Raw genomic sequence first — 14,818 nt, forward strand, 5'->3', positions numbered from 1 at the left:
GGTTTTTAGATAAAAAATTGAGACGTAATCAAAATTAAACGAGCGTCGGATTAGGTCATTACATGTTGAACGAATTATGATCACTAATGCAAAAAAATGGATAAATCGAAAAGCGAGTAGTTCAGTTTATCTGGAATATTGGGGGAATAGAGCGTTCGCTAGGCAAAAAAAATGAGCCAGTTAAGCTGACTCATTTTTTTGTATTTTTTATACTAAAAAGCGTGAAATCGCGATACGAAGCTGTTTTAGATAACCTGTAAAGAAGTGGTTTGCACCTGGTAAAACCGTGATTAAATGGCGCTGTGGTTTGGCCCACTGAATCAAGTCAGATAACAGTGTGACATTATCTTCTTCACCATGAATAAATAAAATATCACCTTTAATATGCGGAGTCACATAGTGACGCACACCTGCAACTGTTGTGGTTGGTAGGCCACATAAAATAGTTTGTACAGGCTGCAATTCTACTGGCAATAGGGCATAGCATTTAGTCATGACATTTGCACCAAAACTAAAACCGCCTGCATAAAATGGCAGGTTCGGATGTTGGTTACGAGCAAATTCAATGACTTGCATAGTGTCTTTAGTTTCACCATTGCCTTCGTCATGTATTCCTGCACTTTGGCCAGAACCACGGAAACTTGGGCGATAAACAACATAGCCACGTTCTAAGAACATTTGCGCTAAAAGCACAGGGACTTTGTGCTGTGGTGTACCACCTTGCAATGGGTGAGGGTGTGTAACTACCGCGAATCCTTTCACTTCACCCTGTGGATAATCAACAAAAATTTCAAGTTGACCCATCGGCCCTTGAATGAACATTTGTTCTGACATAATTACTAAAATGTGAAAGCGGGAGAGTCTATAGTTTACAGATTAATATTATCTAAAACACAGATTGGATTTGAAAATACTCTACTGTTATAGTTTGTTTAATTAAAAATTAATCAGGATGTTTATGCTCGCTTTAATTTCTCCAGCAAAAACTTTAGATTACGAAACCGCTTTACCGACTGAAAAATTCACTCAACCACGGCTATTAGATCATTCTGAAGAATTGATCTCAGTCGCACGTAAATTGTCGGCAAGTGAAATTTCAAGCTTGATGAGTGTCAGTGAGAAAATTGCGACTTTAAATGTTGAGCGCTTCCGAGATTGGCAGCCTGATTTTGATTTTGCCAATGCACGCCAAGCAATCTTTGCCTTTAAAGGTGATGTATATACCGGTTTAGATGCTTATAAACTTACAAACTCAGACCTTGAATATGCACAAACCCATTTGCGTATGCTCTCGGGTCTCTATGGTTTATTGCGTCCGCTTGATTTAATGATGCCATATCGTTTAGAGATGGGGACCAAGTTGCAAAACCCGCGTGGACATAACCTATACGAGTTTTGGGACAATACCATCACCAATCTCATCAATGACGATTTGGAAAAAGCGGGCTCTGAACTTTTGGTCAACATCGCTTCAGATGAATATTATAAGTCGGTCAAAGAATCAAAAATTAAAGCCGAAATCATCAAGCCAGTTTTTCTGGATCAAAAGAACGGCAAATATAAAGTCATCAGTTTCTATGCCAAAAAGGCACGTGGCTTAATGGCGCGTTATTTGTTGGAAAATAAAATTGAACGTATTGAAGACATTAAGTCCTTCAATACCGATGGTTATTATTTCGATGCAGAGAGTAGCTTAAAGGGCGAATTGGTCTTTAAGCGAGACGAACAACAAGCCGCTTAATTTCGAAATTGAAAAACTTAGACCGAAAAGAATATGAATAGCCGCTGCTTAGAACTCAGCGGCTTTTTTATCTTCTTCATTCGAGATGTAATGGTGGGTCTGTGAAATTGATCGTGCTTTAAATTTCGCAGGTGAAATGATCTATGATTTGAGGTTTTTTGCGGAAAAGGCTTCGAAAAAACATTCAGTTATTATCTTGTCTATCAGTCTAAAATATATTACAAAGTTAACATTGATCGAACAAATAGCTTATTAAATGACTTAATAAGATATAAAATTGTGAAACACGTCACTTTTTTGTTTAAGTTTTTTGTTATTATAGCCAAATATTTAAACATGAATAAAATTTTGTTATGAAAAAAATACTGATACCAATTTTTATACTCAGCATTGTGTTCTTAGGGTTTAGTGTTTATAAAAATGCAGAGTTAAAGCGACAGCAAGAAATTAATCAGGTGTTCAATGATGATTTGAACGCATCACCTTATATGCGCTAAAAAAAGTCAATCTTGCAGCTTCTGCATTGAGCTCAAGCATGGTCTTGAAGTGTTCGTCTAAATCTTGATATTTTATTTTTATATATAATAATTTGAAACTTTATAAAGAAAACAATGTCTTAAATTTACTAAATTGAAAAGCGATGAAAATTTGGAAACATTAAAAAATCAATGTGTTATAATTTGCCGAAATTAATTTGATCAGTATTTATTGATATTAAATACGAATTAAATGACATAAATAGAGGAGCTGCATAGGTTTATGCAGCTTTTTTGTTTGCAAATTTCAACATTTGTACTGTGTTGTATGCTGTTGAAAATAGGATTTTTTAAAGCCTACAATCTGCCGAATTGGCATATTCGTTGCTTAGGCATACACAAAATTAATGATGAATACATCACATGATTAATTTTGTGGAATGCTTATATGCATAAAGTTTACTTCATAGGGGCTAGGTCATGACGACTCCTAATCCATCTTCCGAGAACATGCTTGAACGTCTGTTTAAACTGAGCGAAAACAAAACCAGTTTCAAAACAGAAGTCATTGCAGGTGTAACTACTTTCTTGACAATGTGTTACATCATTATTGTCAATCCAATGATTTTGTCCGAAACGGGTATGGATCATGGCGCTGTTTTTGTCGCAACCTGTCTAGCAGCAGCCATTGGCTGTTTGGTGATGGGGCTTGTTGCTAACTATCCAATTGCCTTAGCACCCGGTATGGGCTTAAACGCTTACTTTACCTATTCTGTATGTTTGGGTATGGGCGTGGAATGGCAAACTGCTTTAGCAGCTGTTTTTGTCTCTGGCCTTGTTTTTATCGCTATCAGCATGTTCAAAATCCGTGAAGCGATTGTCAATGCGATTCCAATGTCGCTTAAACTGGCGATCGGCGGCGGTATTGGTTTATTCCTTGCACTGGTTTCTTTGAAAAATGCCGGCATTATTGTTGATAACCCTGCAACATTGGTTAGTCTGGGTGATTTAAAACAGCCGTCTGTCTTGTTGGCTTTACTTGGCTTCTTGATGGTTGTGGTTATGCATCACTTCAAAGTACGTGGTGCAATCATCATCAGTATTTTGGTGATTACTGCAATTTCAACCCTACTGGGCTTCAACGAATTTAAAGGTGTTGTAGGTGCTATTCCTTCAATCGCTCCAACATTCATGCAAATGAACTTCGAAGGTCTATTCACAGCAAGTTTGATTGGCGTAATCTTTGTATTCTTCTTGGTTGATTTATTTGACTCTACAGGTACATTGGTCGGTGTATCACACCGTGCAGGCTTATTAAAAGACGGTAAATTACCACGTTTGAAGAAAGCATTATTTGCTGACTCATCTGCAATTGTTGCGGGTGCGGCATTGGGTACGTCTTCGACTACGCCTTATATTGAATCATCAGCAGGTGTTGCTGCCGGTGGTCGTACAGGTTTAACTGCAGTTGTAGTTGCTGTATTGTTTATTTTGGCATTGTTCTTAGCACCACTTGCTCAGTCTGTACCAGGTTTTGCAACTGCGCCAGCATTATTGTTTGTTGGTGTGTTGATGATTCAAGGTATCGTTCATATTGAGTGGGATGATATTACTGAAGCAGTCCCAGCATTCTTAACAATTGTATTTATGCCGTTTACGTATTCAATTGCAGACGGTATTGCAATGGGCTTCATTAGCTATGCATTGGTTAAATTGCTGACAGGTAAAGCGAAAACTGTACCGTATATGGTTTGGATTATTGCTGTACTTTGGGCATTGAAATTTGCTGCATTTGGCGGTTAATACTGTCAAATAGCGAAAGGGTGTAAACTCAGTTTGCACCCTTTTTTATTTTTATGAGGATAAGAGATGGATCAACTTGAGCTGATTCGCGCTTTGCCAAAAGCAGAGCTACATGTGCATATTGAAGGGACATTTGAGCCTGAACTCATGTTTGCAATTGCCCAACGCAACAATATTGCAATCCCTTATCAATCAGTCGAAGAATTAAAAGAAGCGTATAACTTTCATAATTTACAGTCTTTTTTAGACATTTATTATGCAGGTGCAAATGTACTGATTCATGAGCAAGATTTTTATGATTTAGCATGGGCATACTTTGAAAAATGTGCAGAAGATCATGTGGTTCATACCGAAATGTTCTTCGACCCACAAACTCATACAGACCGTGGGGTTGCTTTTGAAACGGTTTTGAATGGCTTACAACGCGCTTGTGATGATGCCAAAGCAAAACTGGGCATTAGCTCACATCTGATTATGTGCTTCTTGCGTCATTTATCTGAAGATGCAGCATTTGCAACATTAGAACAAGCTTTACCATATAAAGATCAAATTATTGGTGTCGGTTTAGATTCGAGTGAAGTGGGTCATCCACCATCAAAATTCGAACGTGTTTTTGCTAAAGCCCGTGAAGCAGGTTTTCTTATCGTTGCGCATGCAGGGGAAGAAGGTCCAGCAGAATACGTATGGGAAGCCTTGGATTTGCTGAAAGTAAATCGTGTTGACCATGGTGTACGTTCAGAAGAAGATCCTGCTTTGATGCAACGTTTAATTGCAGAAAAAATGCCATTAACCGTTTGCCCGCTAAGCAATTTAAAGCTCTGTGTGGTCAATAATATGGCTGAGCATAATATTCGCCGTCTATTGCAACAAGGTGTGCATGTGACCGTCAATTCAGATGATCCATCGTACTTTGGTGGTTATATGAATGATAACTTCATTGCGATCACCAAAGCACTTGATTTAAGCAATGCAGAGTTAAAGCAACTGGCAATCAACTCTTTTGAAGCATCATTTATTTCAGATGCTGAAAAACAAGCTTGGATTAAAAAGATTGAAGCGTTGAATTAATAATCAGCGTATAATCTCAGGCAGTGAATATTCACTGCCTTTTTTATGTTTAAATCATGCTTTTCTCTCATTCAAATCGCTCTATATTTGCCTCATCGATTACATTTTTAGCCTCAGTAATGATTTCATCGGCTGCGATTGCAGATAAATCAAGTTTAAGTCAGCGTATGCTAAAGCCTGTGATTGAATATCAATGCTCGCAAGAGTTAAATAGTTCTAAAATTTGGAAAGGTGCTGCGTTGTTTATGAGTGCTCAACAGAAAAAAGACAATCAAGCTGCGATTTGTCAGTGCGTGAGTGAGCATGCCATGGATGATATCGGTGCGAAAGATCTGATGACTGCTGCAGTTAATGAAACTGAAAAGAATAAACTGATATCTAAAGCGGTTTTGAATAGTATGCGCGGCTGTGCTCAGCAAGTGCTGAATTAAAAGATGATGCTCAAAATAAAAGCCACATGATGTGGCTTTTATTTTGTCTTTATTAGGGTTTTGGTTGTCGTGTCATGCTTTTGAGCACATGGTCTTTATCAATAAAATGATGTTTCAGTGCTGCCAAAATATGACCGACTAAGAGCAAGCCTGCTGCCCAAGAAATCCAAATATGTAGCGGTTTCACGATGGCAAGTAATTCAGGATTATCTTGGACCAAGCGTGGTATTTCAAACAAATACAGGACAGGGGCCGGGTGACCTGCGCTCCAACTAAATAAGCAACCTGTAATAGGTAAAGCCAGTAGTACAAAATAAAGTGCTAAATGACACAAATGTGCCAAGGTTTTCATGCCGGAGGACATGTTGTCAGGTAAATCTGGAGCGGGGTGGGTATAGCGCCAAAAGATTCGTATCACCACCAGAAAAATAATCGTAGTCGCAATATTTTTATGGAGGGTAATGACTTGCCCTTTAAAGCTGCCATCGACGTCATAACTCAGAAAATTACCACTATAAAAGCCAATTAACCATGCCACGATGAATATGATCGCCATCAGCCAATGTAAGACCTGAGCTGTTCGAGTGTAGTATTGTGTGTTATTGCTCATGTTGATTATTTAAGCGTCCAATCTTATGCAGATTCTAATACAGACCACAAAAATATGCGTCGTTTAAAATCGGGACACTGTGTTGTGAATATGCAACACAGGCTTTGATGATTAACTACACAACTACCGAATTTATTTTAAATAGTCATATCAGATGGTGTGTGATTTGGGGCACAATATGCGCGTTAATTAACAGAACAAAGGAAATATTCGTGAAAAAATTAGTTGCTGTTCTAGCGCCATTAGCGCTTGTACTTTCTGCATGTGCTGCGACTGGTACAACAGGTACAAGTACATCTACAGGTACAACTTCAGCAAACAGCTTGGCAATGATGGCTGTTAAAGTGGGTGTTCAAGCGAAATGCGTGACTGAGCTAAATAACAACAGCTACTGGAAAACAGGTTCAAAACTATTAACAGAAACTCAAAAATCTGAACTACAAACTGAAGTGTGTTCATGTGTAGGCGAGAAAGCGACAACTAGCGTGACTGCAACGGATTTGGTTGTAGCAGCAATGGATAAAACTTCACAAGCAAATCTTGCGGCTAAAATCGTGACAAATACTTTAAATGCTTGCGTGATTGAAACATTTAAAAACTAAGATTTAGAACATTTTATACGACCCTGACAATGGTTTTGCTGAGTATCAGTAAATCCAAATGAAGGGTCGTATTTTATTTTGAGTGAGAGATATATGAAAATTGCTGGTGCAGATGAAGCGGGTCGCGGTCCATTGGTGGGTTCGGTTGTTGCGGCAGCTGTCATTTTAGATCCAAATAACCCGATTGAAGGTTTAAACGATTCTAAAAAACTCACTGAAAAAAAACGTGAAAAGTTATTTATTGAGATTCAAGAAAAAGCCTTGGCTTGGGCGATTGCTGAAAGTTCTGCACAAGAAATTGATGAGATCAATATTTTGCAAGCATCATTACTTGCAATGCGTCGTGCAGTGGAAAAACTCAATGTACAGCCAGAACACGTGTTGGTCGATGGTAATAAAGTCCCAACCGGTTTAGCAATGAGCTGTGATGCAATCGTGGGCGGTGATGCGATTCATCCAGAGATTTCGGCTGCGAGTATTTTGGCAAAAGTGACTCGAGACCACGAAATGGTTGAACTGGATGCAAAATATCCACAGTATGGTTTTGCGAAACACAAGGGCTATCCAACCAAAGCGCACTTCGAAGCGATTGCACAGTATGGGGTGATTGATGAACATCGCCGCAGTTTTGGTCCCGTACGTAAAGTTCTAGAAGGGCAGTAATTAAGCTCAGTTGAACTTATATAGTAAACGCATGTTCTAGATAAATTTAAAGCGGCCTAATGAGCCGCTTTATCATTTAACAACTTAAATCTTAGCGATTATAGTTGTTTTGTGAATAATCAGTTTCTTCAAAAGATGGCTGATATTCTTGATCAATGTTTTGGAGATGTTCGTGCATTGCGCGTTCATGTTGAATTCGTTGGTAAATTTCTTCACGATGAACAGATACTTCTTTTGGAGCATTCACGCCAATACGAACCTGATTACCTTTAACACCAAGTACAGTCACGCTAACTTGGTCTCCAATCATTAATGTTTCTCCGACACGACGAGTCAGAATCAGCATGTTTCTCTCCTTGCAAAATGCAAAACCTGCAAATGATCTGTTATGTAAAATTCATAACTTGTAAAAGCAAAAAAATTTAGCAGTGCATCTGAAACAATCATTGTGACAGTCGCAAACTGAGTAAATTTTAAAATCCTCAGGTTTAATATAACAGAGCCACTATAAAAAAAACTATAGTGGCTCTGAATTTTTACGATGTTTTTCAAAATCTGTCTAACAATGACAAATTTTGACACACAGCAAGGTTAATTAAGCACGCGCGCTTGATTCACCTATTTCACGATCTAGACCGAATGCAGTGTGTAGAGCACGTACAGCAAGCTCTAAGTATTTCTCATCGATAATCACTGAAATTTTGATTTCAGAAGTCGAGATCATCAAAATGTTAATGCCTTCTTTTGCAAGAGCAGTAAACATTTTGCTTGCTACACCAGCGTGTGAACGCATACCAACACCAACAATCGATACTTTAACGATGTCTGCGCGAGTTGCAACTTCACGTGCACCAATTTCTTGTGCAGTCGCTTCAAGAATAGCTTTCGCTTTTGGTAATTCACCACGGTTAACTGTAAAAGTGAAATCAGTTGTACCGTCTTCTTCCACGTTTTGGATAATCATATCCACTTCAACATTGGCATCACCAATTGGTGAAAGGATGTTTGAAGCGATACCTGGTTTATCCGGTACACCAAGAATAGTTAATTTAGCTTCATCACGGTTGAACGCGATACCTGAGATGATTGGTTGTTCCATGTTGTCTTCCGCTTCAGTGGTGATTAGTGTCCCGACGTTTTGTTTAAAGTTTTCGTCGAATGCGCCATCATCGTCATTATCAAAACTTGATAATACGCGTAAAGGCACTTGGTATTTACCGGCAAATTCTACAGAGCGAATTTGAAGGACTTTAGAACCAAGTGATGCCATTTCAAGCATTTCTTCAAAAGAAATACGATCAACTTTTTTCGCTTTTGGAGCGACACGAGGGTCAGTGGTGTAAACACCATCAACGTCTGTGTAAATCTGACATTCGTCAGCTTTAAGTGCAGCAGCCAATGCAACACCTGAAGTGTCAGAACCACCACGACCTAGAGTCGTTGTGTTACCTTCAGCATCAAAGCCTTGGAAACCTGCCACAACAATGACACGTCCAGCGTCAAGGTTTGAAGTCAATACATCTGTATCAATCGCTTCAATACGCGCCTTGGTAAATGCGCTGTCGGTTTTAATACCAACTTGACGACCTGTAAGTGATTTAGCTTCAACACCAATAGAGTTAAGTGCCATTGCTAACATAGAAATCGTTACCTGTTCACCCGTAGACACCATTTGGTCTAATTCGCGTGGATCAGGTGTTTCGGTAATGGCTTTCGCTAAAGCAAGTAGACGATTGGTTTCGCCACTCATTGCAGATACAACAACCACAACTTTGTGACCGTGATCATGCCAACGCTTTACACGACGAGCAACATTTAAAATGCGCTCTGGAGTACCCATTGAGGTACCGCCATATTTTTGAACGATTAATGCCATAACTATCCTTACCAAGTAAATAAGTCTAAAGACTTAAAGCACTTACACATATTTTAAGACCGCACTTGAGCGCGATTTTAATATACCACGTAGCTCATGAACTCCAAGGTAGGAGGAGTTCAAATAGATACTTTGTGTCTGCAGGGGATTCACATGAACCCAGCCTTTTAGACTCCATTTTCATCATTTAGCCAGAGGTTGAATATTGGTTTCAACATGATGATTGAGTTTGCGCTTTCGCGCATCAACAGTGTTTAAGCAGGATCCAGCATTAAAAAACACACTGCTTAAACCTGTTGATTTGCTCAAAGGAGGTGAGTCACTTTGAGCTATAGGACTTTTGGTCTTATTTTGCAGTTAACCATGCAACGAGGTCAGTCATTACTGCTTCAAGTTTGTCGCTATAAGGCGCACCACCTTGAGCCATATCAGGTTTACCACCACCTTTACCACCAAGCTCTTGACCAAGGTGTTTGATGATGTCACCTGCTTTTACAGCAGCAGTGTATTCTTTAGCAACCGAAGCAATCAGGCTCACTTTGTCGGCATCAACCGCTGCGATCACGATCACAGCATTGTCTAACTTAGATTTCACACCATCGTGCAAGTTGCGAAGTGATTTCGCATCTACACCTTGAACGGTAGTGATTAATGTTTTGCGGCCAGCAATCTCTTGAACTTGACTTAATAACTCAGCTGCTTGGAAGCTTGCTAATTTTTGGTTCAATTGTTCAATTTGTTTTTGCAGGCTAGACGCAGTGTGAGATAAAGCTTCAACTTTTTCTAAAGTTTGATCTTTTTGCGCTTTCAGCAAGTCATTAATTGCATGAATGTCACGATCAGCTTTTTGCGCAGCTTCAACAGCTTTAGTGCCTGTAACGGCTTCAATACGGCGTACGCCTGCAGCAACACCGCCTTCAGAAGTGATCTTGAATAGGCCGATGTCGCCTGTGCGTTTTACGTGAATACCGCCACAAAGTTCGATAGAGAAGTTTTTCTCATCTTTGGTTGTACCCATAGACAATACACGTACTTCGTCACCGTATTTCTCACCGAACAACATCATCGCGCCTTTTTCTTTAGCCGCATCGATGTCTAAAAGTTCAGTTGAAACAGCAGTATTGGCAATCACTTCAGCATTGACAATGCGTTCAATTTCTTGAAGCTGTTCAAATGAAACAGGTTGATCATTGGCAAAGTCAAAACGTAAAAGTTCGCTGGCAACCAATGAGCCTTTTTGCTGTACGTGCGTACCCAAAACTTGGCGCAGCGCTGCATGCAACAGGTGAGTCGCAGAGTGGTTGCGCGATGTTGCTGCACGGATATCTGCTTTAACAATCGCTTCAACCGCTTGAGCCGCTTTTAAGTTACCCATGGTCACGATGCCTTGGTGTACAAATGCGCCGCCTGATTTTTTGGTGTCTTGAACTTCAAAAATACCAGTTTCGTTTTTGAAGATACCTGTATCGCCAACTTGACCGCCACTTTCTGCATAGAACGGAGTTTGGTTTAGAACGATTAGTGCTTCGTCACCTTCAAAAACTTCATCAACTTGTTCGCCGTCTTTGTAGATTGCAACAATTTGACCTTGGCCTTGAGTTGCGTCATAGCCGTCAAATTGAGTCTCGCCTTCAACTTTGACAATTGAGTTGTAGTCGACAGCAAATTTACCAGCATCACGCGCACGTTGACGTTGAGCCGCCATTTCGACTTCGAAACCAGCTTCATCAATCGTTAAATCACGTTCACGTGCAATGTCTGCTGTTAAGTCAGTCGGGAAGCCGTAAGTATCGTAAAGTTTAAATACAGTTTCGCCTGGAATCACTGAACCTTTAAGTTGAGCCAATTCGCCTTCAAGCAATTTCAAACCTTGCTCTAAAGTTTTTGCGAATTGTTCTTCTTCTTTCAAAAGCTGTGCTTCGATACGTGCTTGCTGTGCAGCAAGCTCAGGATAAGCAGCGCCCATCACGTCGATCAGCGGCTGCAACATTTTATGGAAGAATGAACCTGTTGCACCCAATTTGTTACCATGACGTACTGCACGACGGATAATACGGCGAAGTACATAGCCACGGCCTTCGTTAGACGGGTTAACACCGTCTGCAATCAAGAAGCAGCAAGAACGTGCATGGTCAGCCACAACTTTAAGTGAAGCAGGGTATTCAACTGGTTTGTTTTCTGCTTGTGCTTTTGCTTCAAGTTCAGTGGTATCTAAACCAATGATTTCAGCAGCAGCTTTAAGTAGGTTTTGGAATAGGTCAATTTCGTAGTTTGAGTTTACATGCTGTAAAACTGCAGAAATACGCTCAAGGCCCATACCTGTATCTACAGAAGGTGCAGGAAGGGCATGCAGAACACCATCAGCAGTACGGTTGAACTGCATGAATACGTTGTTCCAAATTTCGATGAAACGATCGCCATCTTCTTCAGGAGTGCCCGGTAAGCCGCCCCAAATGTGGTCACCATGGTCAAAGAAGATTTCAGAACATGGACCGCAAGGACCTGTATCGCCCATTGCCCAGAAGTTATCTGAAGCGTATTTTTCGCCTTTGTTGTCACCAATACGGATAATGCGTGAAGCGTCTAGACCAATTTCTTTGTTCCAGATATCAAATGCTTCGTCATCTGTATGGTAAACAGTGGCATAAAGTTTATCTTTTGGCAGACCTAACCATTTTTCGTTGGTTAAGAAATCCCAAGCAAATGTGATGGCATCACGTTTGAAGTAGTCACCAAATGAGAAGTTACCCAACATTTCAAAGAATGTGTGGTGACGTGCTGTATAACCAACGTTGTCTAAGTCGTTGTGTTTACCGCCAGCACGGACACATTTTTGTGAAGAAGTTGCACGAACGTAGTCACGTTTTTCAAGACCAAGGAAGCAGTCTTTAAACTGGTTCATACCAGCATTTGTGAACAATAGTGTTGGGTCGTTGGCAGGTACCAGAGAACTCGACGCGACACGTGTATGCCCTTGCGATTCAAAGTAGCTTAAAAAAGCTTCGCGAATTTCAGCTGATGTCATAAAACGAGTACTCACAACCAAGTCTCTCCTAATTTCGATTTGGTAATAGCCTATCAAGCAAGTCTTACAAAATTTTAAAGCTGGCTTGAGATGCTGACATAAAATTTAAAAACGCTAAATTATAACGGAAAAAGGTGTAGCGACCAATGATTTTCAATGAACTATATGACTTTTTATATAATTCATTTGAATTGATTCATTTTCATTATGGTTGTGAAAATTTTGGCAGTTTTTACTCAATGGTACTTTGGTTTATTTATAAATTTAAGATGAAATTTTACTTAAATCCTAAACGCATTTTCAAATTTTAAAGGCGTGAATTAATCAGCTTATAAGTCAGGATCTGTCTTTTTTATGTGTTGAATGGGGTATTCCTTGCCATTAAATTTGAGCTGATAACGACCTTGGTCATGTTCAGCGGACGCTTTGCAGTTTTTGTGATTGTAATGGCTGCTAATGCTCGACTCTTTGATTAAGAAAATAGGGAAGCCCTTATGGGTTTGATTGCTGATGTGTAAGGTGCGCTTCAATTCTTCAGTATTCCAGTCATCACAAGCACTTTGTGTACTGCTGTTGTAGTTGGTCATTAGTCCATTTAAGACAGCTAAAATTTTTGAATCAGTTTGAATGGCATAAAGGTAAAGCAATCGTCTTGATGAATGAATACCGCCTATGTGCGATTGTTTTAAAGCAATACCCACCAAGTCCTGATCTTTTGCATAGGGAGTGAGATCAAATTGAACATTATCTAAACGTGTCGTAGGCACAATGCCTTTAGGTGACTTAAATACTTTTAGTACTTGAAATGTGCCTTTATCTATAAGATAAAGCTTTAGATCATAATTGCCCGCATTGTCCTGAATCACGTCAGTCGCATTACTAGAAAGGGCTAATAATCGACGACTATGCTGAAGTTGAATGCAGTCCTGAAATACAGGTTCATTGGCATTGGAGGAATTATCGTCTGAGAATAGGCGTTGTAATTTTTGTATCTCCGCTGATGAACAGTGTTGATATATTTGCGCTGTAGTCTCGGTTGAACCTAATAAAAATATCAAAAATATTGAGATGGAAGCGTAAAAGAGCTTTGTAGGTTTAAGCTTTTGCCAGAACAAATAAAATGGTTGTAGTGTTTGCTTCATCATTGTGATTTATAGTCTATAGAATATTTTTCTTCATTATAAAGTCGAAAAGCTATTTTGAATATTTTCACTCAACACCCATTTTAATAAGTATTAAGAGAATTAATGATTACGAATTATTGTTGAAATCCTTTAATATATAAGCGCTTTATAACTGTTTCAAAATGAAGGGTAAGTCATGCAGCGAGTGGCAATTAATGGATTTGGTCGAATCGGACGCAATGTATTACGCGCTTGGTTTGAAAATCCAAAAGAATTTCATTATGAAATTGTTGCCATAAATGATGTCGCTGATGTGGAAACCATGGTGCATTTGTTTAAATATGACACCACGCATGGTCGTTTTGCAGGCCAAGTCGAAATTCTTGAACAAGATGGCGCTATTTTTCTAGATATCTCTTGTGCTCAAGCGCATCTCAAAGTGCAAGTTTTAAATGAAGCACAGCCGAGTCTTTTGCCTTGGCAGCAACTGAATGTCGATGTGGTACTCGAATGCACAGGTTTATTTAGATCGCGAGAGGCAGCCACACAACATATTGGTGCAGGTGCCAAACGTGTGATTATTGGTGCGGCGCCGTTTGACAGTGTTGATGCTGCGATTGTGTATGGTGTTAATCATCATGAAGTCAAAGCGACGGATCAAATTATTTCGAGTGTGTCGTGTACCACGCAGGCTTTGGTGCCTTTAGTCAAAATTATTGATGATGCCTTTGTTATAGACACAGCACTCATGACAGAAATTCATGCTGTGACTGCGGATCAGTCTGTATTGGATCATGCACATCGTGACTTACGTCGTGCGCGAGCTTCAGGTCAAAATATTATTCCAACGACCTCTTCAGCTCTGGGTGCGTTGAAACGGGTCATGCCGAAAATGGAAGATCGAATCGATGGCTATTCGATTCGTGTGCCGACTATCAATGTTGCTGCAATCGATTTAAGTTTTGTGTCTCAATCAGTTATCACCAAGCATGAGTTAAATGCAGTGTTAAGCAAAGCTGCACGTTTTGATTATCATGAAATTATGTCAGTAACCGATGAGCCCTTGGTCTCAAGTGATTTTAATCATTCACCTTATTCATTGATTGTCGATTTGAATCAAACCATGGTGGTAGGAAAGCAAGCAAAAGTTTTCGCATGGTATGACAATGAATGGGGCTATGCGAACCGCTTGCTCGATTTATGTGAAAGTTTTCACTCTTTATAAAAATTCAAACTTATCCAATATAGAAAACATCTACTAGCTTGTAGGTGTTTTTTTATTTTCTAAAATTAGATGAAAAATCATGCGTAATGTCGTTGATGTATCTCGAAAATATTGAAAAACTTTAAAAAATATTCAAGCACAGCCGATTTATTGTTTAAGATGAAAGTCAAAGAA

13 protein-coding genes are annotated in these 14,818 nt (G+C 39.5%); 7 read left to right on the forward strand and 6 right to left on the reverse strand.

Features of this window, described 5'->3' with window-relative positions; all coding sequences use genetic code 11:
* Positions 1–207: 207 nt before the first annotated feature.
* Positions 208–834: an alpha/beta hydrolase gene (locus FTV38_RS01200; RefSeq protein ID WP_078189088.1), complete on the reverse strand. Its 627-nt coding sequence runs from the start codon at positions 832–834 to the stop codon at positions 208–210.
* Between the two features lie 124 nt (positions 835–958).
* On the opposite strand from FTV38_RS01200, the gene yaaA reads away from it, so the two are divergent.
* The 4 genes from yaaA (at position 959) to FTV38_RS01220 (ending at position 5,519) form a co-directional block, all read left to right on the forward strand.
* Positions 959–1,741: a peroxide stress protein YaaA gene (gene yaaA, locus FTV38_RS01205; RefSeq protein ID WP_180020851.1), complete on the forward strand. Its 783-nt coding sequence runs from the start codon at positions 959–961 to the stop codon at positions 1,739–1,741.
* Positions 1,742–2,697: 956 nt separating this feature from the next.
* On the forward strand, positions 2,698–4,020 hold the full coding sequence (locus FTV38_RS01210; RefSeq protein WP_078189086.1) for an NCS2 family permease: 1,323 nt from the start codon (positions 2,698–2,700) through the stop codon (positions 4,018–4,020).
* Positions 4,021–4,086: 66 nt separating this feature from the next.
* A complete protein-coding gene (locus tag FTV38_RS01215; RefSeq protein ID WP_180020853.1) occupies positions 4,087–5,088 on the forward strand; it encodes an adenosine deaminase in 1,002 nt (333 codons plus the stop codon).
* A gap of 119 nt (positions 5,089–5,207) precedes the next feature.
* Positions 5,208–5,519, forward strand: coding sequence for a hypothetical protein (locus tag FTV38_RS01220; RefSeq protein WP_180020855.1), 312 nt, complete (start codon positions 5,208–5,210; stop codon positions 5,517–5,519).
* Positions 5,520–5,571: 52 nt separating this feature from the next.
* On the opposite strand, the gene FTV38_RS01225 is transcribed toward FTV38_RS01220, so the two are convergent.
* Positions 5,572–6,129 carry a cytochrome b gene (locus tag FTV38_RS01225; RefSeq protein WP_180020857.1) on the reverse strand — a complete coding sequence of 186 codons (558 nt, stop codon included), beginning with the start codon at positions 6,127–6,129 and terminating at the stop codon, positions 5,572–5,574.
* Positions 6,130–6,341: 212 nt separating this feature from the next.
* Here FTV38_RS01225 and FTV38_RS01230 point away from each other — a divergent pair, with 212 nt between their 5' ends.
* Entirely contained in the window at positions 6,342–6,731 is a 390-nt protein-coding gene (locus tag FTV38_RS01230; RefSeq protein ID WP_078189082.1) for a hypothetical protein, read from the forward strand.
* Positions 6,732–6,824: 93 nt separating this feature from the next.
* Positions 6,825–7,394: a ribonuclease HII gene (gene rnhB / locus FTV38_RS01235; RefSeq protein WP_168379347.1), complete on the forward strand. Its 570-nt coding sequence runs from the start codon at positions 6,825–6,827 to the stop codon at positions 7,392–7,394.
* A 91-nt stretch (positions 7,395–7,485) separates the two neighbouring features.
* Here rnhB and csrA read toward each other — a convergent pair whose 3' ends face one another.
* The 4 genes from csrA to FTV38_RS01255 form a co-directional block, all read right to left on the reverse strand.
* Complete coding sequence (gene csrA, locus FTV38_RS01240) at positions 7,486–7,740, reverse strand: carbon storage regulator CsrA (protein WP_078189080.1); 255 nt, start codon at positions 7,738–7,740, stop codon at positions 7,486–7,488.
* Between the two features lie 249 nt (positions 7,741–7,989).
* Positions 7,990–9,270 carry an aspartate kinase gene (locus FTV38_RS01245; RefSeq protein ID WP_180020859.1) on the reverse strand — a complete coding sequence of 427 codons (1,281 nt, stop codon included), beginning with the start codon at positions 9,268–9,270 and terminating at the stop codon, positions 7,990–7,992.
* Positions 9,271–9,616: 346 nt separating this feature from the next.
* On the reverse strand, positions 9,617–12,310 hold the full coding sequence (alaS, locus tag FTV38_RS01250; protein ID WP_180020861.1) for an alanine--tRNA ligase: 2,694 nt from the start codon (positions 12,308–12,310) through the stop codon (positions 9,617–9,619).
* A gap of 314 nt (positions 12,311–12,624) precedes the next feature.
* A complete protein-coding gene (locus tag FTV38_RS01255) occupies positions 12,625–13,440 on the reverse strand; it encodes a hypothetical protein (protein WP_180009413.1) in 816 nt (271 codons plus the stop codon).
* Positions 13,441–13,615: 175 nt separating this feature from the next.
* Between FTV38_RS01255 and FTV38_RS01260 the strand changes: the two genes are divergently transcribed.
* Complete coding sequence (locus tag FTV38_RS01260) at positions 13,616–14,644, forward strand: type I glyceraldehyde-3-phosphate dehydrogenase (RefSeq protein ID WP_180020863.1); 1,029 nt, start codon at positions 13,616–13,618, stop codon at positions 14,642–14,644.
* Positions 14,645–14,818: the final 174 nt, after the last annotated feature.

It is taken from the genome of Acinetobacter sp. YH16044 (assembly GCF_013417145.1).
GTDB lineage: Bacteria > Pseudomonadota > Gammaproteobacteria > Pseudomonadales > Moraxellaceae > Acinetobacter > Acinetobacter amyesii.